A 24,113-nucleotide genomic window follows, 5' to 3' on the forward strand; every position below is an offset into this window, starting at 1 on the left:
TCAGTACTTCCAGCGGTAGGCGGCCGCCACCTGCGCGTCGTCCAGGCCGTCCACGGCCGCCGACTCCCCGAGCCGTACGGCGGTCACCGCGTCCGCCAGGACCGGGCCCAGCGCGGCCCGCAGCACCCCGTCGGCACGGAACTCGCGGACGGCCTGCTGCAACGAGGCCGGCAGGCGCTCCACCCCGCGGGCGGCCGCCTCCTCCTGGCCGTAGCGGGCCGGGTCCCCGGTGACCTCCTCGGGCAGCGGCCGGGACGCCGTCATCCCGTCGAGGCCCGCGGCGATGACACAGCCCAGCGCGAGATACGGATTGGCGGCCAGGTCGACAGGCTTGATCTCCATGTTGGCGTCCTGGTCCTGACGGCCCGTCGTGCCGGTGACGATCCGCAGCGCGGCCTCGCGGGTCTCCCGGCCCCAGGCGGTGAACACCCCTGCCCACCGGGACGGTTTGAGCCGCAGATAGCTGGCCGGGCTCGGCGCGGTCACCGCGGTCAGCGCGGGCAGATGGGCGAGCACTCCGGCCACGAACGACTCCGCCTCGGCCCTCATGCCGTACCGGCCCTCGCCGCCGGAGTGCAGGTTCACCCCGTCGCGCCAGGCCGACAGATGCAGATGGCCGCCGTTGCCGACGCCCTCGGCGAGGAAGGCCGGCGCGAAGGACACCTTCAGCTGGTGCCGCTGTGCCACCGCCCGGATCGTCTGCCGCACCAGCACACTGCGGTCGGCCGCCGCCACCGGGTCCAGCGCGCCCACCGAGACCTCGAACTGCCCGGCCGCGTACTCGGGATGGATCTGGCCGACCTCCACGCCCTGGGCCGCGAACGCCGCCAGCAGGTCGGCGACATAGTCGCTCAGTTCCACCTGCCGGACCGCGCCGTACGCAGGCCCGGAGACCGCCGGGACGAACTCCCCGCCCGGCGCCGAGCCCAGCCCCACCGCCCACTCGATCTCGACGGCCGCCTTGAAGGCGAGGCCGTGCCGTTCGGCGGCGTCCGCGACGATCCGGCGCAGAAAGGTCCGGGTACAGCCGGGATGCCGCTCCCCCTCCTGGGTGATCCGGTCAACGGGCGCCCACGCCCAGCCGGGCTGCCCGGCCAGGGACACCAGCTGGTCGAGGTCGGGGTAGAGCCGGAGGTCGCCGTCGGGGGAGCCGAGGACGTCGGTGCTGACGATCGAGTCGTCGGCCAGGAACGTGTCGAACACCGGTGACATGCCGACACCCCAGGCCACGGCCGCCTCCAGCCGAGCCGTGGGGACCGTCTTGACCCGGCCGATGCCCGCCGTGTCCACATAGGCGAGGACGATCCCGTGCACGCCGTCCGCTGCCAGCTCGGCGGCGAGGGCGGTGACCCGCTTCAGATCGTCGGGGCGCCCGCCGGGCACGGGATCGGCAAGGGTGGTCATGCGTCCTCCTCGACGGGCTCGGCCCCGGCCGGGGCCGGGGGACCCGCTCTGCTCCCGCTGGGTCGGGGTCAGGGTTTCACGGCCACCGCGCCGTACTGCGGCACCGCGGCGGCGTCGGGCTCGGCGCGCCACCGCGAGCACGGCACCAGACCCGGCCCGACCGGCTCCAGACCCTCGAGGAAGGAGGCGATCTCGGCGCGGCCGCGGGCGGTGATCGGCGGTGTGGCGTTGGCGTTCCAGAACTCCATCGCGGCGACGTTCCCCTCGCCGCCCACCTCGGCGTCGTAGGTCGGGTGGGTGAGCACCAGGTGGCTGCCGGAGGGGACCGCGGCCATGATCTGCCGCACGATGTCCCGGGCCTTGTCGGTGTCCAGGACGAAGTTGAGGATGCCCAGCATCATCACCGAGACCGGCCGGTCCAGGTCGAGTGTCTCGGCGGCGCGCCGGACGATGACGTCCGGGTCGTGCACATCGGCGTCGATGTAGTCGGTGACGCCCTCGGGGGAGCTGGTGAGCAGCGAGCGGGCGTGCACGAGCACGATCGGGTCGTTGTCGACGTACACGATCCGCGACTCGGGGGCGATCCGCTGGGCGATCTCGTGGGTGTTGTCGACCGTGGGCAGTCCGGTGCCGACGTCGAGGAACTGGCGCAGTCCGCGCTCGGCGGTCAGGAAGCTCACCGCCCGCCCGAGGAAGTCCCGGTCCGCGCGCGCAACCGCCCGGATCACCGGGAACATCCCGGCGACGTGCTCGGCGACCCGCTGGTCGACCTCGTAGTTGTCCTTGCCGCCGATCCAGTAGTTCCAGACCCGGGCGTTGTGCGCCACGGAGGTGTTCAGCCTCGCCGGTCCGGCCGTCGGGGAATGACCCTCACTCACGTCGCCGCCCTTCTCGCATGCGGTTGTCCGCCGTCATTGTGCCGCTCCTTGATCGCGCTGTCCCGGGAAACGCGCACCGTGGGGGTACGGGCACGCTCCGGAGCGCACCGGTGCATGAGGAACACTGGACCCTTCGGTGCGCACCCGCCCACCTGGTATTCCGTTCCCGGCAGGAAAGAAGGACATGCCCGCCACGCCCGCGTCCCTCCTCGACGTCCCCGCCCCGCCCGTCGGTTCTGCCGGCATCCGGCTCGTCGTCACCGACATGGACGGCACCCTGCTGGACGACGCCAAGCGGATACCGGACGGCCTGTGGCCGATGCTCGCCGAACTGCGCCGCCGCGGAGTGCTGTTCAGCCCGGCGAGCGGCCGCCAGTACGCCACCCTGCCGCGGCAGTTCGCCGAGGTCGCCGAGGGCATGGTGTTCATCGCGGAGAACGGCACCTATGTGGTCCGTGACGGCGTGGAGCTGAGCTCGGACCCGCTCGACCGGTCCGTCGCCGCGGACCTGGCCCGTACGGTACGGCGGCTGGTGGCGCAGGGCGTCGACGTGGGCGCCGTGGTCTGCGGCAAGCGGTCGGCGTACGTCGAGCGGACCGACGAGGCGTTCCTGGCGGAGGTGCGCAAGTACTACGTCGAGCACCGGATCGTCGGGGACGTCACCGCCGTCGAGGACGACGTGATCAAGGTGGCGCTGTTCGACTTCGGGTCCGCCGAGCACACCACCGCCCCGGCCCTCGGGGACTTCGCCGCCACCCACCAGGTCGTGGTCTCCGGCGACCACTGGGTCGACGTCATGAACCGCACAGCCGACAAGGGCGCCGCACTGCGCGGCCTGCAGGGCGAGCTGGGCATCACGCCCGCGCAGACGATGGTGTTCGGCGACTACCTCAACGACCTGGAGATGCTGGACGCCGCCGACTGGTCCTTCGCCATGTCCAACGCCCACCCGGAGGTCAAGCGCCGCGCCCGCCACCTCGCCCCGTCCAACAACGACAACGGGGTGCTGCGGACCGTCGCCCGGGTCCTCGGCATACCGCTGCCGCTGGCCTAGACCCGGCCCGCCTCCCGCCGGGTGTCAGCCTGCGGACTTGCGGCCCACCGCGCCGTACAGGGAGATCGGGCCGCCGGTGTCCGGCGCCTGCTCGGGCCGCCAGTCGGCCACCGACACGATGCCCGGCTCCAGCAGGTCGAGTCCCCTGAAGAATGTGCCCACTTCGGCCTGCGAGCGGGCCACCAGGGTCACTCCGCCCGCCGCGTAGGCGGCGATGCCCCGCTGGACGTTCTCCGGTTCGAAGTCGGCCGTCATCGTCGACAGCACCAGGCAGCTGCCCGGGGCCAGCGCGTCGACGAGCGTGTCGACCAGGTGGTGGGCACCGTCCTCGTCGGCGACGAAGTGCAGCAGTGCGATCAGGGACAGGGCGACCGGGCGGTCGAAGTCCAGGACCCGGGCCGCCTGTTCGACGATGGAGCGCGGATCGCGGGCGTCGGCCTGGACGTACTCGGTGACGCCCTCGGGGGTGCCGCGCAGCAGTGCGCTCGCGTGGGCCAGCACGATCGGGTCGTTGTCGACGTAGACGACGCGGGCGTCCCGGGCGACGGACTGGGCTATCTGGTGCAGGTTGGGCTCGGTCGGTATGCCGGTGCCGATGTCCAGGAACTGGCGGATGCCCGCGTCCTCGGCCAGTGCTCGGGTGGCGCGGCGCATGAAGGCCCGGTTGGCGAGGGCGGCCCGCGGGGCACCCCCGTCGATCGCCGTGATCCGACGGCCGAGTTGCTCGTCGACGGGGTAGTTGTCCTTGCCGCCGAGGAACCAGTCGTAGACCCTGGCCGGATGCGGCCGGGTGGTGTCGATCTCCTGGGCTGCCGGTCCGGTCCCCGTCACGACCTGCTCCTCCGCTCGATCCTGCCCCCTCGTCCACAGCGGGGGCGTTCGAGCAGTGTGACACGATCACCCGCACGCCGCAGACAGGCTGCGGCCGCCTGCCCGTCCAGGGCGGCCCGTACCAACGCGGTTGCCGGCACGGCGCGTTCGGTGTGCCCGGCGGGCTTTTCCCCGAGCGGACACCGGCTCACGGCCGACCCGCTCGTCGCGGTCCATGGCTAGGGCCTGAGCGGGTCGTGGCCCAGTGTCATCAGCCGGTGCCTGCGGCGGGTGTCCTGCGGCGTGCTCTCCGGCCCGGGCCCGTTCCCGGTGTCCACCAGATCGTCGACCGTGTCGACCACCTGGTACATCACCCGGACGTCGTCGTCCGTGAGATCGGTACGGCGCTTCTGGAGGATGGCGAGGACATGCTGCCCGGTGAGCGTCCCCGCCTCCGCAGGCCGTGGCTCGGCCTCCTCGTCCGCGTCACGGACCGTGAGCCAGGACGCGAGTTCCATCGAGGTCATGTTCACCACGCGGTGGAAGTCCTGCCACAGTGCGTCGAGTTCGAGGGCGTCGGCCACGGGTGTTCCCTTCCCTGGGAGGGTGTGCGTGCACGTGTCGTCCGGGCGCTGTCAGCCGCCGTCGCGCGGCTGGTTCTCGGCCTCGAACATCCAGCGCTGCTTCTCCAGGTCGGCGGTGAGGGAGATCAACAGGTCCTGGGTGACCGGATCGGGCTTCGCAGTCGCCGCGATCCGCTCGCGCAGCCGCCCGATCTCCGCCGTCAACACCGACACCATCAACTCCACCACCTCGGTGTCGCGCAGCCGTCCGTCCTTGGTGCCGGGCAGGGCGAAGGTGGAGGCGATGGTCTCGGGCCGCCCGTCCGGCGGGACGCCCAGTGCGGCGGCGCGCTCGGCGACCGTGTCGGAGTAGGTGCGGGCCGTCGCGACGACCTCGTCCAGCTGGAGGTGGATCGAGCGGAACCGCGGCCCCACGATGTTCCAGTGCGCCTGCTTGCCGATCAGCGACAGCCCGAGCAGGTCCACGAGGGTCTCCTGCAGGGCGGTGCCGGTGACGCCGAGCGCCTTCCCGGGCAGCGTGCTCTTCACCACGGTCATGGTGCCTGTCCCCTTTCGCGATCCGGATGCCGTTGCGTCCGGATCGCACGCGGGTGCCCGGCGCGAAGGGGTGCAAACATGCCCGGATCAGCGGGGGAGAGCCCCGTCGAGGAAGCGGATCACCTCCGCGAAGACGTCCGCCCGGTTCGTCTCGTTGAAGACCTCGTGCCGCGCCCCGGCGAAGATCCGCTCGGCCGTCCGCCCGCCACCGAGCCGCTCCACGCCGATGCGGCTTCCGGGCAGCGGAACCAGCCGGTCCTCGTCCCCGTGCAGCCACTGCAGCGGCAGTGGGCCGACGTGGCCGCCCTCGTCGACGGTCTTCAGCGTCCGTACGAACGCCTGGAGCGTCGGCCGCTTCATCGGGCCGTGCCAGACCAGCGGGTCGGCGGCGTACGAGGCGCCCACGGCCGGGTCGCGGGAGAGCGCGCCGGGGCTGATCGGGGTGTCCGGGATCTCGTCCAGGGCGAGCAGCCGCCCGGGCAGCTCCCAGGCGCCGATCACCGGCCCGGACAGGATCAGCGCGCTCAGCTCCGCGCCGTACCGCTGGGCGTACCGGGCCGCGATCAGTCCGCCCATGGAGTGACCGACCATGACGAGCGGGAGGCCCGGATGCCCGGCGCGGGCGAGGTCCGCCACCGTGTGCACGTCGCTGACGACGTCCTCGAAGTCCTCGATCACCACGCGCTCGCCGGCCGACTTTCCGTGTCCGACGTGATCGGGCCCGTACACGGCCGCCCCGTGCCCGGCGAGGATGCCCGCCAGTTCGTCGTACCGGCCCGCGTGCTCGCCGTACCCGTGCACCACGACGGCCAGGTAGCGCGGCTCGGGGTGCGGCCACTCGCGTACGGCGATGCCGTCGAGGATGTGCTCGCGCACGTGGGCCATGTCTCCTCCGGCTTCCTGGGTGAAGGTACGGGAGGATCTTCCCAGGGGGCCGGGCGGAGGTCTATAGTCTAAAACTAGCAGTGCTAATTAAGAGGCTCAGCTGCACATCCGTACATTCGTGCTGATCCACAGCGTCGTCGGTCAGGAGTCCAAGCCGTGCGTCCCGTCCACTTCGCGGCCGCCCGCCGCACCCCCATCGGAAAGCTCCGCGGGGCCCTGTCCTCCGTGCGGCCCGACGACCTCGCGGCGACCGTGATCCGCCATGTGGTTGCCGACGTGCCCGCGCTCGACCCCGCCCGGATCGACGACGTCTACTGGGGCGCCGCCAACCAGGCCGGTGAGGACAACCGCAACATCGCCCGCATGGCCGCGCTGCTGGCCGGTCTGCCCGAGTCCGTGCCCGGCGCCACCGTCAACCGGCTGTGCGCCTCCGGCCTCGAGGCGGTCACCACCGCGGCGCGCACCATCGCCGCGGGAGAGGCCGACATCCTGATCGCGGGCGGCTCCGAGTCGATGAGCCGCGCCCCCTTCGTGCTGCCCCGCCCCGACGAGGCCCTGCCGCAGCGCATCGAGACCCATGACACCCGACTCGGCTGGCGCCTGGTCAACCCGGCCATGAAGGACCTGCACGGTCTGCTGTCCATGGGGGAGACGGCCGAGGAGGTCGCCGAGCGGTACGGCGTCTCCCGCGCACGGCAGGACGAGTTCGCCCTGCGCAGCCACCGGCTGGCCGCCGCCGCACGCAAGAACGGCCACTTCGACGACGAACTCCTGCCCGTGGAACGCCCGGACGGCATCACGGTCACGCAGGACGAGTGCGTCCGCGAGGACACCTCGCTGGAGAAGCTGTCCCGTCTCAAGCCGGTCTTCCGCGCGGGCGGCACGGTCACGGCGGGCAACGCCTCGCCGATGAACGACGGCGCGGCCGGGCTGCTGCTGGTCAGCGAGGAGGCCCTGAACGAGCTGGGTCTGGAGTCCCTCGGCCGGTATGTCGCCGGCGCCTCGGCGGGCGTCCACCCCGACGTGATGGGTATCGGCCCGGTCCCCGCCACCCGCAAGGCGCTCGCCCGGGCCGGCTGGGAGATCGGCGACCTGCAGGAGGCCGAGTTCAACGAGGCGTTCGCCGCCCAGGCACTGGCCTGCGTCGACCAGCTCGGCATCGACCCGGACCTGGTCAACCCCACCGGCGGCGCGATCGCCCTCGGCCATCCGCTCGGCTGTTCCGGCGCCCGCATCCTGACGACGCTGCTGCACCGGATGCGGCGCACGGGTGCCGAGCGGGGCCTGGCGACCATGTGCGTCGGGGTGGGGCAGGGCAGCGCGATGCTGGTCGAGAGGCACTGACAGCTCTTCAACGGGGGGTCCCCGCAAGGGGATTCGGATACACGAGCCGTAGCAAGGAACGGAGCATCACCCCATGGCAACCCTGTCCGTCGCCGCCATCCTCGCCGAGAACGCCCGGCGCCGCCCCCGTAAGACCGCTCTGGTCGAAGGTGATCTGCGGCTGTCCTTCGACGAGGTGTGGCGGCGGGCCAGGGCGCAGGCGGGCGCGCTCACCGGGCTGGGCGTACGACCGGGGGACCGGGTCGCCCTGATGGCCCCCAACACCGTCGAGTTCCCGATCGCCTACTACGCGATCGCCGCGGCGGGCGGAGTCGTCGTCCCCGTGCATCTGCTGCTGTCCCGGCCGGAGGTCGAGCACGTCCTGAAGGACAGCGGCGCCACACTGCTCCTGGTCCACCCGGCGCAGGCGGAGACCGGACGGGCCGCCGCCGAAGCCCTCGGCGTCCAGGCGGTCACCCTGGGTGAGGAGTTCGACGGGCACGCGGCTCACGCCACCCCGCCGGCCTCCTACGTCACCCGCGCCGCCGACGACCCGGCGGTCGTCTTCTACACCAGCGGCACCACGGGAGTCCCCAAGGGCGCCGTGCTCAGCCATCTGAACCTGGTGATGAACGCGACGGTCAACGCCTTCGACGCCAACGACATCCGCGCCGACGACATCGCGCTCGGCGCGCTGCCGCTGTTCCACGCCTTCGGCCAGACCGTGTCGCTCAACTCCACCTGGCGGGCGGGCGCCACGCTCGTCCTGCTGCCCCGCTTCGACGCGGCCCGCGCCATCGAGCTGATGGTGAAGGAGGGCGTGAACACCTTCCACGGGGTGCCGACCATGTTCGTGGCCCTCGCGGCCGCCGCCGAGGACGCAGGCGCCCTGCCCGAACTGCGCGTGTGCGTCTCCGGCGGGGCCTCGCTGCCGGTGGCCGTACTGGAGCGGTTCGAGGCCGCGTTCGGCGCGACGATCTACGAGGGGTACGGACTCTCGGAGACCTCGCCCGCGGCCGCCGCCAACCAGCCCGACTTCGGCACCCGGGCCGGCACCATCGGCCACTCGCTGTGGGGCGTCGACGTGGAGATCGCACGGGCCGAACTGGAGGGCCGCATCGAACTGCTGCCGCCCGGGGAGCTGGGCGAGGTCGTCATCCGCGGCCACAACGTCTTCTCCGGCTACCTCGGCCGCCCCGAGGCCACCGCCGAGGCCCTGGTCGACGGCTGGTTCCGCACCGGCGACCTCGGCACCAAGGACGACGAGGGCTTCCTCAGAATCGTCGACCGCAAGAAGGACATCATCATCCGCGGCGGCTACAACGTGTATCCGCGGGAGGTCGAGGAGGTCCTGATGCGGCACCCCGAGGTCGCCCAGGTGGCCGTCATCGGCCTGCCCGACGAGCTGCACGGCGAGGAGGTGTGCGCCGTCGTCGTCCCCGCACGGGGGACCACCCCCGACGCCGCCGGGATCACCGAGTGGTCCAAGGGGCACCTGGGCCGCTACAAGTACCCGCGGCGTGTGGAGTTCGTCGACGCGCTGCCGCTCGGACCGAGCATGAAGGTGCTCAAGCGGGAGCTGCGGGCGCGGTACACCGGCCGTTGAGGCGGGACCGCTGAACCGGTCGTGAGGACCGCCCCGCGAGACGGTCCTTACGACACCGGATACGTGCGCATAGCATCGGCCCCCGCATGAACACGATGACGCTCTGGCACATCTCCGGCTGGGAGTTCGCCGCGCTCGCCTGCGCGGCGCTGCTCGTGGGCTTCTCCAAGACCGCCGTGAGCGGGGCCAACACGGTCAGCCTCGCGATCTTCGCGGCGGTCCTGCCCGCCCGCGCCTCCACCGGCGTACTGCTTCCCGTCCTGATCGCAGGCGACGTGCTCGCCGTCCTCACCTACCGGCGGCACGCCCACTGGCCCACGCTGTGGCGGCTGTTCCCGGCCGTGGCGGCCGGCGTGGTGGTCGGCACGCTGTTCCTGCTGTGGGCCGACGACGGGGCCGTACGGACCTCGATCGGCGCGATCCTGCTGCTGATGGCCGGTGTCACGCTGTGGCGGCGGCGCAGGGCCGAGCCGGGGGACGATCCGGAGGCGGTGACGGGCCGGAGCGGCCGGATGAAGGCCCGGTCCTACGGTGTCCTCGGCGGGTTCACGACGATGGTCGCCAACGCGGGCGGGCCGGTGATGTCGATGTATCTCCTTTCGGCGGGCTTCCGGAAGCTCGGCTTCCTCGGCACCTCGGCCTTCTTCTTCCTCATCGTGAACGTGTCCAAGGTGCCCTTCAGCGCCGGACTCGGCCTCATCGACGGCCGCTCGCTGCTCCTCGACGCCGCACTCGTGGTGTTCGTCGTGCCCGGCGCGCTGTTCGGCACCTGGGCCGTGGACAGGATCAACCAGCGGCTGTTCGAGCAACTGGTGATCGCCGCGACGATCGTCGGCGGCGTGCAACTGCTACTGCGCTAGCCCGAGCAGCCCGGGCAGGTCCGCGAAGGAGTCCAGCACGTGGTCCGGGCTGCCGCTCGCCCGCTCCACCGCCTCCGGCAGGAACTTGCCGGTCCGCACCAGCACCCCGGTGACGCCGAGCCGCTGTGCCGCCAGCACGTCCGACTCGACGTCGTCCCCGATCATCAACGCCTCGCCCGGCTCCACACCCAGCCGCGCGAGCGCCGCCCCGAAGAAGGCACGCGACGGCTTCCCGGTCACCTCGGCCTCCGTCCCGGCGGCCGCCTCCAGGCCGGCGACGAACGCCCCGGCGTCCAGCTGGAGCCCCGCGTCCGTCCGCCAGTACAGGTTCCGGTGCATGGCGACCAGCCGCGCGCCCCGCTGCAGATGCCCGAACGCCCGGTTCAGCGCCGCATAGCCGAACTCCGGCCCGGCACCGCCGATCAGGACCACATCCGGTACCGCGTCGTCGGCGGCGTTGTCGGTGTCGTCGCTCGCCTCGCCGACGAGGGTGATCCCCGCCAGGTCCTCCCGGACGTCCCCGCTGTTCAGCAGCGCGCACCGGGACCCGGCCAGATGGGCCGCGGTGGCCGCGGGCGCGGTCAGGATGTCCTCGGAGGTCACCGGGAAGCCCGCCTCCGCGAGCGTTCCCGCGATCGACGCCCGGGTCCGGGAGGTGGTGTTGGTCACCAGCACGACGCCGAGTCCGGCCTCCCGGATCGCCCGCAGGGCCTGCACCGCGCCCGGCAGCGCACGCCAGGACACGGTGAGCACCCCGTCGATGTCGATGAGCACGGCACGCACGGCACGCACGGACGCCAGGGAAGCCATGCCCGGACCATAACCGGCGAGAGCACCGCGCCTGCCACAGGACATGCGCGCGAGCAGGCCACGGGACATGCGCGCGAGCCGCGGGCCGTCAGGGCATCGCCTACGCTCACCCCATGTCCCCGCACGTCCTGATCCTCGGCGGCACGACCGAGGCCCGCCGCCTCGCCGCCGACCTCGCCGTCCGTCCCGGGGTCAGGGTCACCACGTCGTTGGCCGGCCGCGTCTCCCGGCCCGGGGCGCTGGACGGAGAGGTGAGGATCGGCGGCTTCGGCGGCGCGGAGGGCCTCGCCGACTGGCTGCGCACGCACGACGTGGACGCCGTCGTCGACGCCACGCATCCCTTCGCCGAGTCGATCACGGCCCACGCGGCCCACGCGGCGACGGCGACCGACATCCCCGCGGTCGTCCTGCGCCGCCCGGGCTGGCGCCCGGGCCCCGGTGACCGCTGGGACGACGTCGAGTCCCTGGCCGCTGCCGCCACGGCCCTGCCCGGCCTGGGCCGCCGGGTGTTCCTCACCACCGGCCGCCTGGGCCTTGCGGCCTTCGCCCACCTGGCCGACCTGCACTTCCTCGTACGGTCGGTGGAGCCGCCCGAGCCACCCCTGCCGCCGGACACGGAAGTGGTGCTCGCGCGCGGGCCGTTCGGCCTCGCCGACGAGACGGAACTGCTGCGCGCCCACCGCGTCGAGGTGCTGGTGACCAAGGACAGCGGCGGCGAGGCGACGGCCGCGAAACTGACGGCCGCACGCGAACTCGGGCTGCCCGTGGTCGTCGTACGACGCCCCCGGCTCCCGGACGGCGTGACGGCGGTGCCGGACGTGGCGGGCGTACTCGACCGGCTGGGATTCAGCGGCCCGTAGTGCTCAGGTGCGAGGCGACCGCCACCGATCTGCACGCGGCGGCGCTCAGGCCCGGAGGATCGCCGGCGGCTCCGTATCCGAGGAGGGACCGTCCCCGTGCGCGGGGCGGTCCGCCCGGGTGCCGGTCAGGCCTGCCCGGGATCGGGATGTCTGCGCAGCAGATACGTGTCCATGATCCATCCCTTGCGCTCCCGGGCCTCGGCGCGCAGCCGCTCGATGCGGGGGCCGGCCTCGGCGATCGGGCCGGAGACGAGGATCTCGTCCGGGGTGCCCAGGTAGGCCCCCCAGTAGATGTCGATGTCCTGGTCCGCGTACCGCCGGAAGGCCTGGTGTGCGTCCAGCATCACGACCACGTCGTCCACCCCCTCCGGGAAGCCCTCGGCCAGCCGCCGCCCGGTGGTGATCTGCACCGGCCGCGCCACCCGGTTCAGCCCCGTACGATGCCGGGCCACCAGTGAGGAGACGCTGCTGATGCCGGGCACCACGTCGTACGCGAAGTCCACCGTGCCCCGGTCCAGCACCTCCTGCAGGATCGCCAGCGTGCTGTCGTACAGCGAAGGATCTCCCCACACCAGGAAGGCTCCGGTGCCGTCCTCGCCCAGTTCCTCGGCGATCAGCCGCTCGTAGATGCCGGCGCGGGCGCTGCGCCAGTCCTCCACGGCCGGCGAGTACGAGGCCCCGCCCGCCCCGCGGTCCCGCTCCGGGTCACGGGCCTCCACCACCCGGTACCCGCCCTCGGGCCGGTGTGCGTCCAGCATGCCCCGGCGGAGCCGGGTCAGATCGCTCTTCACCTCGCCCTTGTCGAGCAGGAAGAACACGTCCGTGCTCCGCAGCGCCTTGACCGCCTGCAGGGTCAGCTGGTCGGGATCGCCCGCACCGATACCGATGACATGAATCTTTCGCACACCCCGAGTCTGCCGTATGCCACCGACAGTGAACCCACCGCCCGGGTGTGACCGGCGGCGGCGTCGCTCACGACCCGAGCCGCGGCGCTTCCGCCCCCGCGTCGACGGGTCCCGCCCCGCGCTCCACCCGTGCCGCCAGCTCCCGCGCCCACCCCGCGAGCCCGGGAAGGTCCATCCCGTACGACTGCGCGTCGCCCTGCTCGGCCGCCCAGTCCTCGACCGCGCCCGCACCACGCCTCAGCAGGCGCGCCCCGCCGGTGCCGTTGCCGCGGGCCGCGTGCGTGAGTCCCACCGCCAGCTGGGCGAGGCCCCGCCACAGCGTGCGCTCGGACGCGGGGCCCGACTTCCAGGCGTCCTCGAACACCTCGTGCGCGTGGAAGGGCTTGCCCGCGTCCAGCAGCCTCTGCGCCTCGGCGACGGTCTCCGCCGGGGTCCGCACGACTCCCTCCGGCTGGCGGGCGACCCCCTGTGCCCCGTACGGCAGCGGACGCCCCAGCCCGTCCCGCGGCCGTGCGTTCCGCGCCCGCCCCTCCGTGTCCCGGTCCCGGCCGCCCGGCGCCGCGCCTGTGATTTCCATACGACCGATTGTCCCCGCCCCACCCCGCCCGCTCTTCGGCGCACCCCCGTCCGTGGGGTAAAGTGCTGTTCGCGCGATCACGCGGGTCACCGCGAGTGAGCGCATCGGGACGTGGCGCAGCTTGGTAGCGCACTTGACTGGGGGTCAAGGGGTCGCAGGTTCAAATCCTGTCGTCCCGACGGTGGCAGAGCCCGCCGACCTGCAACAACAGGTCGGCGGGCTGCTGGCGTTCCTCGGTGAGGAGGTGACTGCTGCTAGGGAAGCGCTAGGGACTGGCGTCAGGCTGCGGCCTGTTGGGCGGGACGGCGAACGAGACCCGGACCTGTGGGACGGCGGTCACCTATGTCTTTAGAGCGTCCCAAGAGAATCCCCGCTCTAACCTGCGAAAACATGGGTCCCCTTGGTAACCCCGTGGCTCCCATTGGTAACCCTAGGGCTACCACCGCGGGCCAGCAGACGACATTAGTACGACGATCATCGAATGACCTTTCTGCGCAGGTGCGGGAGGCCTTCATGACGGAGGCGCAGCGCCTGTCTCGGATGACGCGTGAGTCCGGGCGTGCCGGGGATATGGCGATTATTCAGCTCAGCCGTCGAGTGGCCGTGCTGGGTGATCAAGTACCGCAGGCGCGGGAAGAATGGGCGCGCCGAGAGGCAGCGACCGAGGGAGAGCCGGTGGTGTGAGCCGCCCGGCGGATCACGTGAGGCGATGAGCCGGGCGGCGGTGGGACCTGCGGGCAGCGTACGGGGGCCGGTCGCCGCGGTGGCGCCGGCGCGCGGGGTCAGGGCCGAGCGCCCGCTGTCTGATCGTTCGTCAGCGTCACGGGCCGTCCGGAGGGGGTGTACAGGCGCGTCACGAAGATCCGGAAGCCCAGCTCCCTCAACGCGATCTCGGCCGCGTGGGTGTTGACTGGCTCGGCGCCGTCGAGGACGGCTCGCATGAGGGGCACGACGGGTATGAGGCGCCCGGCGACGTCGGCCACGACCCAGTGGTCGTTTCGGCCGTATGCGGTGTAGTCGGGCTGGTCGAGCGCGACGGCGCCCACGTCGGGGCGGCTGATGGTGACGCTGTGGCCGCCCGTGGTCTTCACGGTGGCCTGGACCAGGCGCACCACGGCGTCGGTCTGTCTGGGGGTCTCGCTCATGGATGGATGCTCCGGTGAGTGGGTGGGTGTGCCGGTGGACATGGGGGCGCCCCCGCCGGTCAACGGGGGCGCGGTGGTGCCTGTTCTCTTCCTGCGCTTTCAGGAGCAGTCGGAGCACCAGGCGGCGCGGCCCTGTCGGCGGAGGGGGCGTACGGCGATCATGTGGGGGACGACGGTGTGCGTGTGGTGGATGGGGCACGTGATCGCGTTGACGGTGTCCGCTCCGGTTCCCTTGCGGATCATGATGTAGGGGTCGCGCTGTGTGGAGTGGTCGTGGGTGATCTCCCAGCCGGGCAGCCAGGGGCAGGGCCCGAGGGGGACGACGCGCTTCCGTCCGTCCGCTTCTATTCGGGTGGGCCGGGTCATGTGATCGGGTCCTCTCGGTTTCGCCGGTGGACGGCCCGGCGTGACGGCGCCCCCGCCGGTCGACGGGGGCGCGGTGATGTTGGGTGGCGTCAGGCCGCGGTCTTGGCGAGGGCGGTGCGGATCAGCTCGTCGGCGACCAGGACGGCGGCGGCGTCAGACAGGGTCACCTCTACACGCCAGGGGTTGACGGTCTCGATCATCCGGACGCAGGGGAGTTCGGCGTAGTCGCCTGCGTCCTCGTGTTCGAGGCCCAGTTCTACGCGGCCGTACGGATAGATCCAGGCGGCCGACTTCGAGGCGGACTTCAGCCTGAGGCGCACGTACTTCTGGGGCTTCTCCGTGCTGTCCTTCGTCCGCGGCAGCTCCACCGTCACGTCGTCGTCGGGCAGGATGCGCGAGAGCAGGCGCATGGTGCGGCCGAGCATCTCGGCGTCGGTGGCGCCTGCCTTCAGGTGCTCCTCGATGGCGGGCGGCAGGCCGTGGGTGTTGGTGTTCATGGTGTGTCCTTTCCGCCGGCGGACGGGCCAGGCATGGGTGCGCCCCCGCCCGTGTGGCGGGGGCGCAATTTGGGTGGTCAGATGGCGGTGCCGTCGCGCGGGATGATCACGGCGGTGACAAGGGCGATGCGAACGAGGCCCGGCGCGTCATGCGCGTCCTGGGGTGGTTCGTCGTACGCGTAGGTGATCGTCAGCGCGGGCCGGTAGCTCGTCGCCTCCAGGCGGGTGGTGCGCAGCCCCAGAGCTTCCCCAGCGGCTCCCTGTACGGGCTTACCGAGCGTGGGGTTCTTCTCCAGTTCGGCGCGCAGGGCTTCTACGTCCTGTTCGGTCTGCTTGCCGTCCGTGATGGGGTAGCGGTAGCACTGCTGCCGCGCCCTGTGGGTGATCTCGGCGACCACGCGCGGTTGATCGTCGGTCACTGGGCAGCCTCGCGCGCTGCCTCGATCTCGGCGAGGGCAGCGGCGATGGAGGTTTCCCATTCCGGGTCGTGCTTGGCGAGGATGCGTCCGCGGTAGTCGTCCACCACCTTGGCGGCGGCGGTGAAGTCGATGCCGTCGGAGTGGTTGACCGCGCGGTTGAACTCGGCGTCGAAGTCGTCGGCGTCGCCGGGGAAGCCGTAGCCCATGACGAGTGCGGCGCGGACCTCGGAGACGAGGCGCAGCGGGGGCAGTTTGGGGGAGCCGGAGTCGGCGGGGTTCGTGGTCATGGCGGTCACGGTTGTCCTTCCGTCGATGTGTTCACGGTACCCGGGGCACGGTCGTGCGTGCCCCAGGAGTCTGGGAGCGGGTGGCGGCGGCCGGCCATAACGGACCGGCGTGGACGCTCGCGCGGCGCCAGATGGGAGCGCTCACGCGGCGGCGAGTCCGGCCGGACGGTACGTGCTGAAGAAGTCTGTGACCCATTCGCCGCCTTCGCCGCCAACCGATGCGGCCGTCTCCTCGATGGCGGCGGGCGCGGGCTGCTCGATGAGCACTACGCGGATTGTGGGGTCTGCGGGTTTGCGGGGGATTGGTTCGCCCACCTCGCGGAATCGGCGCTCGATCGCTGTGCGGTCCCACACCATGCGGCCGGTCTCGACCCACTCGACGCGGACGGAGCCGTACACGCCGGTTCGGGTGCTCTTGAGGATCTTGTCAGCGGGGCGCTGCCGCCGGGCGCCTTCGTTCGCCAGTTCGCGGGCGGATATGCGCTCCAGGCCCGCGGCCTCGATCTCTTCTGCGGTGTAGAGGGTGCTGCCCCCCGGGCCGTCCACGACTGTCTCGGTGGTGCGGCCGGTCACGCGGTTGAAGGCGGTTCGGGTGAGGCGGGCGAGCGTGGAGAACATCGGGCGACTCCTCGGGGGGTTCGCACTCCGTTCCCGTCAACGTAGCGCAGTGCGATATTTTAGCACAGTGCTAAATATTGCCACAGTGCTAGCCTGTGCCCATGGCGACCGACGATGCTTACGACCTGGGGCCCCTGACGGAGGCCGTGCGGGCGCTAGAGCAGGCTGAGGAAAGGGTTCGGGCGCTGATCCGTGACGCCCTGACGTCGGACCCGGTCACCGGCCGTCCACCACAGGGACGCATCGGCCAGGTACAGGACGCCACGGGGTGGAGCTACCGGAAGGTGAAGGAGTGGCAGAACCCCGACCTGGCTAGCCGCCGGCGCGAGCAGCGGCGTACGGTCGCACCCACCGACTAGACCACCGACACGGAAAAGCGCCCCGCCGGTCTCCGGCGGGGCGCTTTGCTGTGGAACGTGTCAGGGCTTGCGGTGTCGGCCGCGCCCGATCATCGGATTCGGGCCGGGTGCGGGCAGCTCCATGCGGCCGTCTCCTTCGATGCCGTTCAGCAGTCGCTGCGCGGCGGCGTAGTCGTCCACGGTGGTGACCGGCACCCACTGGTAGCCGTCCCACTCCATGATCATCCGGGGTGTGTCCCGGTCGAGGTGGGCGGCGCGCTGCGGGCCGGTGCCGAGGGCGACGGCGCGGCGTTCGCCGACCGGGCGCAGGCGTGCGGCGCGGCGGTCCGCCCATTCGTTCAGCGGTTCGTCTGCCGGGTCGCCCATCGCTCACCCTCCCTCGTTGTCGGCTCAGACCTTAGTCCACGTCGCGGTCTGCCCTTCGGGCGTGACAGCGACCTCGAACGCTTCCAGCGGCGGGGCGCCGTCGGTACGCCACCGCGTCACCTCGTCCTCTACGGCGTCCCAGAGGCGTGCGGGGCCGTCCTGGCGGACAGTCCAGGTGTCGCCGTCCCTCGCGAGCGCGGCCCACGACCCCTCTTCGACGTCCAGGAGCACGTGCGTCTCCCGGCCCTCCCACGTGAGGGTGACGCGCTGGGCGTGGGGGGCGGCGAACTGGGCGACGAAGCGCGTGTTCCAGTCGTTCAGCACGTCGGGGGCGAGGGTGGCGGGGCGCTCGTGTCCGGCGTTCAGGTCGGGGAGGGTGCCCAGGGGCGGCGGGAGTTGGGGGCGGGCGAGCATGAAGGAGACTTGGCCGCCGAGGAGCTGGCCGCGCGCGGTGCCGTCCTCGTGGACGGTGAGGCGGGCGAGTTCGGAGGCGTAGAGCCAGCCGGACAGGGTGGCGAGGATGGTGCCGCCGGGCCGTGTCTGCTCCACCCACGCGTAGGGGAGATCGATCACGCCGCATGTGGCGATCAGCCGGTCATACGGTGCGCCGTGGGGGTCACCGGCAAGACCGTCACCCGTGATCACCTGCGGGCAGTAGCCGCAGTTCCCGAGGGCTACCCGGGCCGCGCCGGCAACGTCCGCATCGACTTCCACGGACGTCACACAGTCGCCGCCGAGCCGGTGACACAGGAGCCCGGTGGAGTAGCCCGATCCGATCTCCAGCACCCTGTGCCCGTCCTCCACTTGCAGCTCTTCCAGCATGCGCACCACCAGGGACGGCAGGGTACGGGATGAGGTGGGGGCGCGCAGGATCTCGCCGCGGATGTCGCGGGGGGCGATGGTGTCGGCGATCTGGGTGACGAGGGAGTCATCGTCGTAGCAGCGCGCCAGCCATCGGGGGTCGTCGGGCATGACCGGCCGCCATGCGGTGGGCGCGGAGCCGGGTACGGGCTCGAAGAAGCCGCCGCTCAGGAACTCGTGCCGGGGCACCTCTTCGACGGCCGTCCGCCATGGCGCGGTGTGCAGGTGTCCGCTGGCGGTCAGCCGGTCGGCGAGCGCGAGGCGTAGGGCTTTGTCGTCGGTCACGTGGTGTTCTTCCTCTCCAGCAGGTCAGCCATGGCCGCGATCATGGGAAGGCCGGTCTCGGGCTCCAGCCACGCCCACTGCCCGGACGGGTTGCACTCCAGAAACCACCATGTCCCTTCGCGGTCGATGGCAAAGTCGAAAGCGCCGAAGACCAGCCCGAAAGCGCCGAGATACCGGTACAGGGCAGCGGTCAGGCCCGGGGGCGGCTCGACGGGGGTGTAGGTGAGCTGGGTGTAGTCGGTGCGCCAGTCCAAGAGGTCGGAGTCGATGCGGACGGTGAACACGTGGTCGCCGATCACGGTGACTCGCGCGTCGGCCGCCTTGTTCACGCGCTGCTGGAACAGGTGGGCGGTGCCGGCTACTGCGTCGTCGATGTCGTCGGCGGTGGCCTCGTCCACCTTCACCGTGCAGGAGATGCCGTCGGCACCCTGGTAGAGCGGGGCGGCCAACGGCTTGTAGATCACCGGCCCGTGCCGCTTGATGAACGAGCGGGCCGCGTCGGGGCTGGAGGTGATCAGGGTGGGCGGGAGCGTGAATCCGGCCGCCGCGGCGGCGGCGAGACCGGACGGTTTGAACTCGGCGTCGCCGATGCGGTGCGGGTGGTTCACGTACAGGCAGCCCGGCAGGGACGCCATGATGCCGCCGAGCCCGTAGCGGGCCTGGGCGATGGCGAAGCGGGCCGTCTGCTGATCGAGGTGGGGGAAGGCGAAGCCGGAGGGACGGCGGTAGTACAGCGACCGCACGCCTGCGAGGTCGGCGGTACGCGTCGGCGTGGTCAGGGTGCCGTGGATGCCGTCGCTGGTGATGGTGGCCGCAACCGACAAGGTGGCGGGGAAGTCCCCGGAGTCGAACCGCACGACCGGGACGTCCCGGCCGTGCAGCTCGTCAATCACCAGGTCGGTTGTGGGGTCGTCCAGGTTGGTGACGACCAGAACCGGACCCGGATGCATCACTGGTCGTTGTCGTTCCCGGTGTCGGAGTCCTGGGTGGTGCCGTTCCCATCGGGTGAGGTGCCGGTGGGCGGGTTCGTGCCGGTGCTGGTGCCGTGCCCCGGCATCATCACCGGCTGCCCCGTGGCGTCGAAGTACCGGCCGGTCTGGGTGACCGGGTCCAGCTCGACACGGGCGTAGCCGGGGGCGACTGCCGGGTAGGGGGCCATGCGGCGCAGGCCCCACGGGGCCAGCGTGTGGGCGCCCGACGGAAGCGGGCTGCCGGTCGGGGCACGATCGGAGTGAGCGAACAACGTTCCTCCCATGGTCGGCTGTTGCGGCTCTTGCTGGACCCTGCCGGGGCCGGGGTGTGATGAGTAAGACGGCCCCGGCAGGGGGCCTAGTTGGGTCCGGGACGGCGGGGGCGGCGGTCCCGGACCCGTCCCGGCCGGCTCACGGGTGCCGGCCGGGTGGTTGTGCGCCCCGCTGCGGGGTGCAGGCCGTGGGGAAGCGGCTCAGGGGACGTCCCGCAGCGAGGCAGTCAGGGGATGGTGCGTGGTCCGCACCGGCAGGTGTGGACGTCGGCGCGGGCGGCGACCACGAAGGCCGCGGGCTCTCCGGGGTCGACGTCCAGGCGAGATTGCCCGATCGGGTGCGGGGTGGCGCGTAAGTCGGTGGAGACGATCGACGCGACCAGGCCAAGCCCCACGGCCACGGCTCCGAGGAGCGTTGCGCCGGCGGTTCGGCCGTCCGGCTCGGGCATCCTGTGGCGTCCGGTCACTGGGCGCCTTCCTTGATCATGATTTCGGCCCAGCAGCGTTTCCCCCACGGCAGCAGGTCTGTGCCCCAGCGGTCGGAGAGAGCGTCGACCAGGAGCAGGCCCCGGCCGCCGATGGCCTCCGGCCCGGGATGGTGAAGTTCGGGCATGCAGCGGCGGGACCGGTCGACCACGGCGACGCGAAGACGGTCAGGCGCCGGCTGCTCGGCGATCACCCGGACACTGTGTGAGTGGCCGTGCCGGACGGCATTCGTGACCAGCTCGGACAGGAGGAGCGCGCCGGTCTCGGCGGCGCCCTGGTCCAGGCCCCATTCCGTGCATGCCTCGCGGAGTATCTGTCGTGCCGCCGGGACGCTGGCGGCCTCGCTCGCGAGGGTGATGCTCTGGCGCGGGTGTTGCCCTGGTCTCACCTGTTCGTCGGTCATGGTCATCGTCAACGCCTTGGGTGGGGCGGCTGGGGGTGAGCCCCGCCCGCGTGCCTCGGGGGAGAAACCTGCGGGCGGGGCAGCCGTACAGAGGCGTTCACGGGAGCGTTTCCGGGCGGCTGATAGGTAGTCAACGCCCGGGGAAGGGGATGGGGAGACTCCAGAAGGTGACTCCAACTCGGAGTCACATGCGGGGCGTTGGCCTTAGCATCGGTTCCATTCGCTACTCGGGGGAGTTGCAGATGGACCGTCTGTCACCGGACCCGTGTGAGGTCGTCGCCGGTCTGCTCGGGGATGAACGCCTGCTCAGGGCGTGCGCCGAGCGGGACATGGGAACGGTCTTCCGGATGCTCAATGCCCGTGGGGTCAGTACGCGGCGGCTGGCTGCTGCTGTCGACATCACGCAGGGGCGCCTGTACGACTACATGAACGGCAAGAGCCGGGTAGAGAAGCTGACCCTGTTCGAGCAGATCGCCGACGCCTTCCACATTCCCGGTCACCTGTTGGGGCTGGCTCGCCGGTCGTGGGAGCCCGCGCCGGCAGAAGCGGAGCACCAGCGGGCGGACGATCATCCGCCACCGGACGGTGACGACCTGGTGGCCATGGACCACTTCCGCAGCGCGGACCGGCAGACCGGCGGCGGACGGTTGTACGGGGCGGTCGTCCGGCACCTCAGTGACCGGGTGGCGCCCCGGCTGGTCGACGTCGGCGGCGGCCCGCAGGTGTTCGCGGCAGCGGCGGCACTTACCGAGATGGCCGGGTGGATGGCCCACGACTCCGGCCACGACGACCGCGCCGCACAGCACTTCGCCCGCGCGCTCCCCCTGGCCCGCACCGCCGGTGATCTCCCGCTGGCCGCGCACGTAGCCGCGAGCAGCAGCCACCTTGCCCGTGAAGCCGGGGACGCCGCGGGTGCGGTCGGCTGGGCCCGGACCGGGCTCGACCTCGCAGCGCAGGGACCGAGAATTCCAGCGCTGACGGCGCGGCTGCACACCATGCAGGCGCGGGCCCTGGCCGTCGCCGGGCAGCGGACCCCGGCCGCCCAGGCGCGGGAGGCCGCGCGGCGCGACCTGGACGGCATGGCCGCCGCTGATCACCCGTGGCTGAGCCCGTTCGATGCCGCCGCCCTGGCCAGCGAGACGGCGCTGATCCTGAGGGACCTGGAGCAGTTCGAGCAGGCACTGACGCACGCCGAACAGGCCGTCGCGCTGCGGGAAGCGGGACGGGCACGGTCGCTGGCACTCAGCCGGATCACGCTGGTGGACGTCCATGTACGCCGCGGCGACCTGGACGCCGCCGTGCACGTCGGCCACGACCTCCTCAGCACGAGCCCGACCCTGGGTTCGGTACGGGTCGTGCAGCAGCTCGACGGGTTGCGCCGGCTGCTGGAGCCGCACCGGGGGTACGGGCCGGTCCGTGAGTACCTGGTGCGGTTCGATGATGCGCGCCGCGCCAGAATGCTCCTGCTGGCCGATCTGATCCCGCCGTCCCCGGGAGGCACCACCGCATGAGGCCCACCGCACCTGACCCTGCCGACACCGATGCCTGGAACGCCTACCTTGCGGAGGGCAACGCGAAACAGGCCCGCAAGCGCGTGGCGGCCGATGTGCTGCTACGGGATCCGTCCGGCCGTGTGCTGCTGGTGAACCCCACCTACAAACCCGGCTGGGACCTGCCCGGAGGGATGGCGGAGGCCAACGAGCCGCCGGAGGACACCGTACGTCGGGAGCTGACGGAGGAACTCGGGCTACGTGTGACCCCGCTGGGGCTGCTGGTGGTGGACTGGGTTGCTCCGCACGGCCCCTGGGACGATCAGATCGCCTTCATCTTCGACGGCGGCACCCTGGACCAGGACCAGGCCGACCGGCTACGCCCGCGCGACGACGAACTGTCCGAAGTCGCGTTCGTCACGGCCGCCGAAGCCGCCGTTCGTCTCCGGGACCGGATGCGGCGCCGGTTCGAGGGAGCCCTGAAAGCGCTCGACGGGGGACGGCCGCTGTACCTCCGGGACGGCGTACCCGTGATGTGACTGGCGCTCTGTCTCCACCGGCTCAGGAGACGAGGCACCGTCACGTACGGGGTAAGTGACGGATGCCGTACAGCCGCGAGAGACCCGGCGTATACCCGATCGGGTGGTAAGTGCCGGATCTCTAGCAGTTCTCAGTGATCCGGCACTTAGCGTCAGGTCATGAGCCGTGGACCCGGGCGGGTCCAGCGCGCCATCATCGCCGCCCTGACCGAAGCCCGCACGAGCGAGCCGTATCCCGTCGATCTGTCATGGACCGGGCTATCAGCCCGAGTCTACGCGGGCCACATCCCCTCCGGCGGGACACCGACGGCCGCACAGATCGAGCAGGTACGCCGCGCCTGTCGGAAGCACCCAGGGATCATGTCCCTGCACTGGGACATCAGCCGGCACGCCTATGCAGCAATGCTCCAGCCGACCGAGGCGGAGATGTGGCTGTCGAATGCAGTGCAGAGCGATCAGGACCTGTCTGGCGAACCTGCGCGGCCGTTCCCGACGTCGGACGATCCCCGGTACCGCCCTCCGACCCGCGAGGAAGTGTGGGCCGGGTACGGCAAGAGGCGCCCCACGCTGACCCGGGAAGGCCTGGATGGAGTGCTGGCGCTGCTCGGCGCGTTCTACGGGGCCCACACCGTGGCGGGCGAGGTGGAGCTATGGGAATGCGAACAGCGAGAGATCGAGCGGCAGCAGGTGCAGGCCCGTGCGCGTCGGGAGGCCGGGGGCCCCGGGTGGTGCTGGGACCGTACAGGGTCACGACGATCGATGACCTGAAGAACTGTCCGTGCTGCCGCCGGGAGCTGGACGACGACACGCGCGTCGGGATGGAGCTTCGGACGCTGCTGTAAGCGCCGGATCCTTAGGCTGGCTGGACGATCCGGCGCTTAGGGAATGGCCGGCCCGCTACGAGCGGCTCTTTGCCCGCGGCCCGGTGGGCGGCAGGCGCCCCGTGACGGCCGTAAGAGGCCACGTGCGCGTCACTACGGGCCGTGGGCGCCCCCGGGCCGCCAGTGGCCTCCGTAGCCCCGTAGACGACCTGGCAAGCCGGGCCAGTGGGGATGAAAGGTGGCGCGCGGGGCGCCGGGCTGCCGCCCCTCCCTCGTCCCTCGGGAGGGTTGCCCCATGAAGTCGGCACCTGGACGCCGCGCCGGTTGCTGCTGCCCTTGCTGCTGGTCGTCCGTGCCCCATCGTGGGTGCACGTTCCCTGGTTGCTGTAGATCACCACCCCGAGAGAGATCAGCCACCGACGAGGACCCCCGAGAGGGCGCGGCCGACGACGGCGGCGCGGAGGTGCAGCAGCCCCTACGGCAGCCGGCAATCCCATCCCAGGGGCAACCCCCGCGAGGGACGAGCGGGGCGCGGCAGCCTGGCGCCCCGCGCGCCACAGTCGACCCGCGGTGCCGCGTGATGATCGGCGGGGTGCGTCAGGGGCACCCACCGACGTGCACGTGCCTACCGGCCGAGACAGCAGGTCAGACGGCGGTCGGTCGCTAGGACGGGGCTAGGGGTTCCGCTAGGAAACGCGCTAGGGCCTAGCCGTACGAGGACGTACAGAGCCGGACGGAACCAGGACGCAGACGTACGCAGCCGCACCGTTCCGGGCCGATGCGCCCGATTCCGGACCGGCGGCGCGTGACTGGGGGTCAAGGGGTCGCAGGTTCA

Annotated in this window: 30 protein-coding genes and 1 tRNA gene; 10 read left to right on the top strand and 21 right to left on the bottom strand. The window is 71.7% G+C overall.

All coding sequences use genetic code 11. The annotated features are described in order from the left end of the window. Positions 1-1,404: a glutamine synthetase gene (locus ACIRU3_RS07010; RefSeq protein WP_404052464.1), complete on the bottom strand. Its 1,404-nt coding sequence runs from the start codon at positions 1,402-1,404 to the stop codon at positions 1-3. A 68-nt stretch (positions 1,405-1,472) separates the two neighbouring features. Beyond that, positions 1,473-2,282, bottom strand: coding sequence for an SAM-dependent methyltransferase (locus ACIRU3_RS07015; RefSeq protein WP_404052467.1), 810 nt, complete (start codon positions 2,280-2,282; stop codon positions 1,473-1,475). A gap of 184 nt (positions 2,283-2,466) precedes the next feature. Between ACIRU3_RS07015 and ACIRU3_RS07020 the strand changes: the two genes are divergently transcribed. Further along, the gene (locus ACIRU3_RS07020; RefSeq protein WP_404052470.1) at positions 2,467-3,336 is read left to right on the top strand and encodes a Cof-type HAD-IIB family hydrolase; all 870 of its coding nucleotides are present in this window, start codon (positions 2,467-2,469) and stop codon (positions 3,334-3,336) included. 24 nt (positions 3,337-3,360) lie between these two features. Here the strand turns inward: ACIRU3_RS07020 and ACIRU3_RS07025 are convergent, their stop codons facing one another. The 4 genes from ACIRU3_RS07025 to ACIRU3_RS07040 form a co-directional block, all read right to left on the bottom strand. After that, positions 3,361-4,167, bottom strand: coding sequence for an SAM-dependent methyltransferase (locus ACIRU3_RS07025; protein ID WP_404052473.1), 807 nt, complete (start codon positions 4,165-4,167; stop codon positions 3,361-3,363). Positions 4,168-4,385: 218 nt separating this feature from the next. Beyond that, positions 4,386-4,730 (bottom strand): DUF3140 domain-containing protein, encoded by a 345-nt coding sequence (locus tag ACIRU3_RS07030; RefSeq protein WP_404052474.1) that lies wholly within the window; start codon positions 4,728-4,730, stop codon positions 4,386-4,388. Positions 4,731-4,781: 51 nt separating this feature from the next. After that, the gene (locus ACIRU3_RS07035) at positions 4,782-5,267 is read right to left on the bottom strand and encodes a DNA starvation/stationary phase protection protein (protein WP_404052476.1); all 486 of its coding nucleotides are present in this window, start codon (positions 5,265-5,267) and stop codon (positions 4,782-4,784) included. Between the two features lie 87 nt (positions 5,268-5,354). Further along, the gene (locus ACIRU3_RS07040; RefSeq protein WP_404052478.1) at positions 5,355-6,152 is read right to left on the bottom strand and encodes a lysophospholipase; all 798 of its coding nucleotides are present in this window, start codon (positions 6,150-6,152) and stop codon (positions 5,355-5,357) included. 156 nt (positions 6,153-6,308) lie between these two features. Here ACIRU3_RS07040 and ACIRU3_RS07045 point away from each other — a divergent pair, with 156 nt between their 5' ends. The 3 genes from ACIRU3_RS07045 (at position 6,309) to ACIRU3_RS07055 (ending at position 9,941) form a co-directional block, all read left to right on the top strand. Then, complete coding sequence (locus ACIRU3_RS07045) at positions 6,309-7,496, top strand: thiolase family protein (protein WP_404052480.1); 1,188 nt, start codon at positions 6,309-6,311, stop codon at positions 7,494-7,496. Positions 7,497-7,569: 73 nt separating this feature from the next. Further along, positions 7,570-9,081 carry a long-chain fatty acid--CoA ligase gene (locus ACIRU3_RS07050; protein WP_404052483.1) on the top strand — a complete coding sequence of 504 codons (1,512 nt, stop codon included), beginning with the start codon at positions 7,570-7,572 and terminating at the stop codon, positions 9,079-9,081. A gap of 86 nt (positions 9,082-9,167) precedes the next feature. Continuing rightward, entirely contained in the window at positions 9,168-9,941 is a 774-nt protein-coding gene (locus tag ACIRU3_RS07055) for a sulfite exporter TauE/SafE family protein (RefSeq protein WP_404052485.1), read from the top strand. On the opposite strand, the gene ACIRU3_RS07060 is transcribed toward ACIRU3_RS07055, so the two are convergent. After that, entirely contained in the window at positions 9,930-10,733 is an 804-nt protein-coding gene (locus ACIRU3_RS07060) for an HAD-IIA family hydrolase (RefSeq protein ID WP_404053195.1), read from the bottom strand. The genes ACIRU3_RS07055 and ACIRU3_RS07060 overlap by 12 nt on opposite strands. 131 nt (positions 10,734-10,864) lie before the next feature. Between ACIRU3_RS07060 and ACIRU3_RS07065 the strand changes: the two genes are divergently transcribed. Continuing rightward, positions 10,865-11,611 carry a cobalt-precorrin-6A reductase gene (locus ACIRU3_RS07065; RefSeq protein ID WP_404052487.1) on the top strand — a complete coding sequence of 249 codons (747 nt, stop codon included), beginning with the start codon at positions 10,865-10,867 and terminating at the stop codon, positions 11,609-11,611. A gap of 125 nt (positions 11,612-11,736) precedes the next feature. On the opposite strand, the gene cobF is transcribed toward ACIRU3_RS07065, so the two are convergent. Together cobF and ACIRU3_RS07075 are read right to left on the bottom strand one after the other, a co-directional pair. Further along, complete coding sequence (cobF, locus tag ACIRU3_RS07070; protein ID WP_404052489.1) at positions 11,737-12,516, bottom strand: precorrin-6A synthase (deacetylating); 780 nt, start codon at positions 12,514-12,516, stop codon at positions 11,737-11,739. Between the two features lie 67 nt (positions 12,517-12,583). Further along, positions 12,584-13,093, bottom strand: coding sequence for a DUF309 domain-containing protein (locus ACIRU3_RS07075; RefSeq protein ID WP_404052492.1), 510 nt, complete (start codon positions 13,091-13,093; stop codon positions 12,584-12,586). A 105-nt stretch (positions 13,094-13,198) separates the two neighbouring features. Here ACIRU3_RS07075 and ACIRU3_RS07080 point away from each other — a divergent pair. Continuing rightward, positions 13,199-13,272: transfer RNA gene (locus ACIRU3_RS07080), tRNA-Pro, on the top strand. Between the two features lie 603 nt (positions 13,273-13,875). On the opposite strand, the gene ACIRU3_RS07085 is transcribed toward ACIRU3_RS07080, so the two are convergent. The 6 genes from ACIRU3_RS07085 to ACIRU3_RS07110 form a co-directional block, all read right to left on the bottom strand. Then, the gene (locus ACIRU3_RS07085; RefSeq protein WP_404052495.1) at positions 13,876-14,238 is read right to left on the bottom strand and encodes a hypothetical protein; all 363 of its coding nucleotides are present in this window, start codon (positions 14,236-14,238) and stop codon (positions 13,876-13,878) included. 99 nt (positions 14,239-14,337) lie between these two features. Then, positions 14,338-14,604 (bottom strand): hypothetical protein, encoded by a 267-nt coding sequence (locus tag ACIRU3_RS07090; protein WP_404052498.1) that lies wholly within the window; start codon positions 14,602-14,604, stop codon positions 14,338-14,340. An 89-nt stretch (positions 14,605-14,693) separates the two neighbouring features. After that, positions 14,694-15,101: a hypothetical protein gene (locus tag ACIRU3_RS07095; protein WP_404052501.1), complete on the bottom strand. Its 408-nt coding sequence runs from the start codon at positions 15,099-15,101 to the stop codon at positions 14,694-14,696. A gap of 77 nt (positions 15,102-15,178) precedes the next feature. After that, positions 15,179-15,520: a hypothetical protein gene (locus ACIRU3_RS07100; protein ID WP_404052504.1), complete on the bottom strand. Its 342-nt coding sequence runs from the start codon at positions 15,518-15,520 to the stop codon at positions 15,179-15,181. Continuing rightward, positions 15,517-15,807 (bottom strand): hypothetical protein, encoded by a 291-nt coding sequence (locus ACIRU3_RS07105; protein WP_404052506.1) that lies wholly within the window; start codon positions 15,805-15,807, stop codon positions 15,517-15,519. Before ACIRU3_RS07105 ends, ACIRU3_RS07100 begins: the two co-directional genes overlap by 4 nt. Positions 15,808-15,948: 141 nt before the next feature. Continuing rightward, a complete protein-coding gene (locus tag ACIRU3_RS07110; RefSeq protein ID WP_404052508.1) occupies positions 15,949-16,425 on the bottom strand; it encodes a hypothetical protein in 477 nt (158 codons plus the stop codon). A 101-nt stretch (positions 16,426-16,526) separates the two neighbouring features. Here ACIRU3_RS07110 and ACIRU3_RS07115 point away from each other — a divergent pair, with 101 nt between their 5' ends. Continuing rightward, positions 16,527-16,784, top strand: coding sequence for a hypothetical protein (locus tag ACIRU3_RS07115; protein ID WP_404052510.1), 258 nt, complete (start codon positions 16,527-16,529; stop codon positions 16,782-16,784). A gap of 60 nt (positions 16,785-16,844) precedes the next feature. On the opposite strand, the gene ACIRU3_RS07120 is transcribed toward ACIRU3_RS07115, so the two are convergent. The 6 genes from ACIRU3_RS07120 to ACIRU3_RS07145 form a co-directional block, all read right to left on the bottom strand. Next, on the bottom strand, positions 16,845-17,150 hold the full coding sequence (locus tag ACIRU3_RS07120) for a DUF6087 family protein (protein WP_404052512.1): 306 nt from the start codon (positions 17,148-17,150) through the stop codon (positions 16,845-16,847). Positions 17,151-17,174: 24 nt separating this feature from the next. Then, complete coding sequence (gene tgmC, locus ACIRU3_RS07125; RefSeq protein WP_404052514.1) at positions 17,175-18,296, bottom strand: ATP-grasp peptide maturase system methyltransferase; 1,122 nt, start codon at positions 18,294-18,296, stop codon at positions 17,175-17,177. Then, positions 18,293-19,246, bottom strand: coding sequence for an ATP-grasp ribosomal peptide maturase (gene tgmB / locus ACIRU3_RS07130; RefSeq protein WP_404052516.1), 954 nt, complete (start codon positions 19,244-19,246; stop codon positions 18,293-18,295). Before tgmB ends, tgmC begins: the two co-directional genes overlap by 4 nt. Then, positions 19,246-19,539, bottom strand: coding sequence for a putative ATP-grasp-modified RiPP (gene tgmA / locus ACIRU3_RS07135; RefSeq protein WP_404052519.1), 294 nt, complete (start codon positions 19,537-19,539; stop codon positions 19,246-19,248). The genes tgmB and tgmA overlap by 1 nt, the downstream gene beginning before the upstream one ends. Before the next feature lie 227 nt (positions 19,540-19,766). Continuing rightward, positions 19,767-20,006, bottom strand: a complete 240-nt coding sequence (locus ACIRU3_RS07140; protein WP_404052522.1) for a hypothetical protein — start codon at positions 20,004-20,006, stop codon at positions 19,767-19,769. After that, positions 20,003-20,434 (bottom strand): ATP-binding protein, encoded by a 432-nt coding sequence (locus ACIRU3_RS07145; RefSeq protein ID WP_404052525.1) that lies wholly within the window; start codon positions 20,432-20,434, stop codon positions 20,003-20,005. The genes ACIRU3_RS07140 and ACIRU3_RS07145 overlap by 4 nt, the downstream gene beginning before the upstream one ends. A gap of 236 nt (positions 20,435-20,670) precedes the next feature. Between ACIRU3_RS07145 and ACIRU3_RS07150 the strand changes: the two genes are divergently transcribed. The 3 genes from ACIRU3_RS07150 (at position 20,671) to ACIRU3_RS07160 (ending at position 23,225) form a co-directional block, all read left to right on the top strand. Further along, positions 20,671-21,939, top strand: a complete 1,269-nt coding sequence (locus ACIRU3_RS07150) for a helix-turn-helix domain-containing protein (RefSeq protein ID WP_404052528.1) — start codon at positions 20,671-20,673, stop codon at positions 21,937-21,939. Then, the gene (locus tag ACIRU3_RS07155) at positions 21,936-22,457 is read left to right on the top strand and encodes an NUDIX domain-containing protein (protein WP_404052530.1); all 522 of its coding nucleotides are present in this window, start codon (positions 21,936-21,938) and stop codon (positions 22,455-22,457) included. The genes ACIRU3_RS07150 and ACIRU3_RS07155 overlap by 4 nt, the downstream gene beginning before the upstream one ends. A 159-nt stretch (positions 22,458-22,616) precedes the next feature. Then, complete coding sequence (locus tag ACIRU3_RS07160; protein ID WP_404052533.1) at positions 22,617-23,225, top strand: hypothetical protein; 609 nt, start codon at positions 22,617-22,619, stop codon at positions 23,223-23,225. The last annotated feature ends 888 nt before the right edge of the window (positions 23,226-24,113 follow it).

It is taken from the genome of Streptomyces sp. NPDC101151 (assembly GCF_044768335.1).
GTDB lineage: Bacteria > Actinomycetota > Actinomycetes > Streptomycetales > Streptomycetaceae > Streptomyces.

Excerpts from the sequence above, each read along its gene's own strand:
- ACIRU3_RS07020 (WP_404052470.1), top strand. The coding sequence starts at position 2,467 with ATGCCCGCCACGCCCGCGTCCCTCCTCGACGTCCCCGCCCCGCCCGTC.
- ACIRU3_RS07085 (WP_404052495.1), bottom strand. The coding sequence starts at position 14,238 with ATGAGCGAGACCCCCAGACAGACCGACGCCGTGGTGCGCCTGGTCCAG.
- ACIRU3_RS07160 (WP_404052533.1), top strand. The coding sequence starts at position 22,617 with ATGAGCCGTGGACCCGGGCGGGTCCAGCGCGCCATCATCGCCGCCCTG.
- ACIRU3_RS07055 (WP_404052485.1), top strand. The coding sequence starts at position 9,168 with ATGAACACGATGACGCTCTGGCACATCTCCGGCTGGGAGTTCGCCGCG.
- ACIRU3_RS07065 (WP_404052487.1), top strand. The coding sequence starts at position 10,865 with ATGTCCCCGCACGTCCTGATCCTCGGCGGCACGACCGAGGCCCGCCGC.
- ACIRU3_RS07095 (WP_404052501.1), bottom strand. The coding sequence starts at position 15,101 with ATGAACACCAACACCCACGGCCTGCCGCCCGCCATCGAGGAGCACCTG.
- ACIRU3_RS07090 (WP_404052498.1), bottom strand. The coding sequence starts at position 14,604 with ATGACCCGGCCCACCCGAATAGAAGCGGACGGACGGAAGCGCGTCGTC.
- ACIRU3_RS07120 (WP_404052512.1), bottom strand. The coding sequence starts at position 17,150 with ATGGGCGACCCGGCAGACGAACCGCTGAACGAATGGGCGGACCGCCGC.
- ACIRU3_RS07075 (WP_404052492.1), bottom strand. The coding sequence starts at position 13,093 with ATGGAAATCACAGGCGCGGCGCCGGGCGGCCGGGACCGGGACACGGAG.
- ACIRU3_RS07035 (WP_404052476.1), bottom strand. The coding sequence starts at position 5,267 with ATGACCGTGGTGAAGAGCACGCTGCCCGGGAAGGCGCTCGGCGTCACC.
- ACIRU3_RS07105 (WP_404052506.1), bottom strand. The coding sequence starts at position 15,807 with ATGACCACGAACCCCGCCGACTCCGGCTCCCCCAAACTGCCCCCGCTG.
- ACIRU3_RS07145 (WP_404052525.1), bottom strand. The coding sequence starts at position 20,434 with ATGACCATGACCGACGAACAGGTGAGACCAGGGCAACACCCGCGCCAG.
- tgmB (WP_404052516.1), bottom strand. The coding sequence starts at position 19,246 with ATGCATCCGGGTCCGGTTCTGGTCGTCACCAACCTGGACGACCCCACA.
- ACIRU3_RS07040 (WP_404052478.1), bottom strand. The coding sequence starts at position 6,152 with ATGGCCCACGTGCGCGAGCACATCCTCGACGGCATCGCCGTACGCGAG.
- ACIRU3_RS07150 (WP_404052528.1), top strand. The coding sequence starts at position 20,671 with ATGGACCGTCTGTCACCGGACCCGTGTGAGGTCGTCGCCGGTCTGCTC.
- ACIRU3_RS07050 (WP_404052483.1), top strand. The coding sequence starts at position 7,570 with ATGGCAACCCTGTCCGTCGCCGCCATCCTCGCCGAGAACGCCCGGCGC.
- ACIRU3_RS07115 (WP_404052510.1), top strand. The coding sequence starts at position 16,527 with ATGGCGACCGACGATGCTTACGACCTGGGGCCCCTGACGGAGGCCGTG.
- ACIRU3_RS07155 (WP_404052530.1), top strand. The coding sequence starts at position 21,936 with ATGAGGCCCACCGCACCTGACCCTGCCGACACCGATGCCTGGAACGCC.
- ACIRU3_RS07010 (WP_404052464.1), bottom strand. The coding sequence starts at position 1,404 with ATGACCACCCTTGCCGATCCCGTGCCCGGCGGGCGCCCCGACGATCTG.
- ACIRU3_RS07110 (WP_404052508.1), bottom strand. The coding sequence starts at position 16,425 with ATGTTCTCCACGCTCGCCCGCCTCACCCGAACCGCCTTCAACCGCGTG.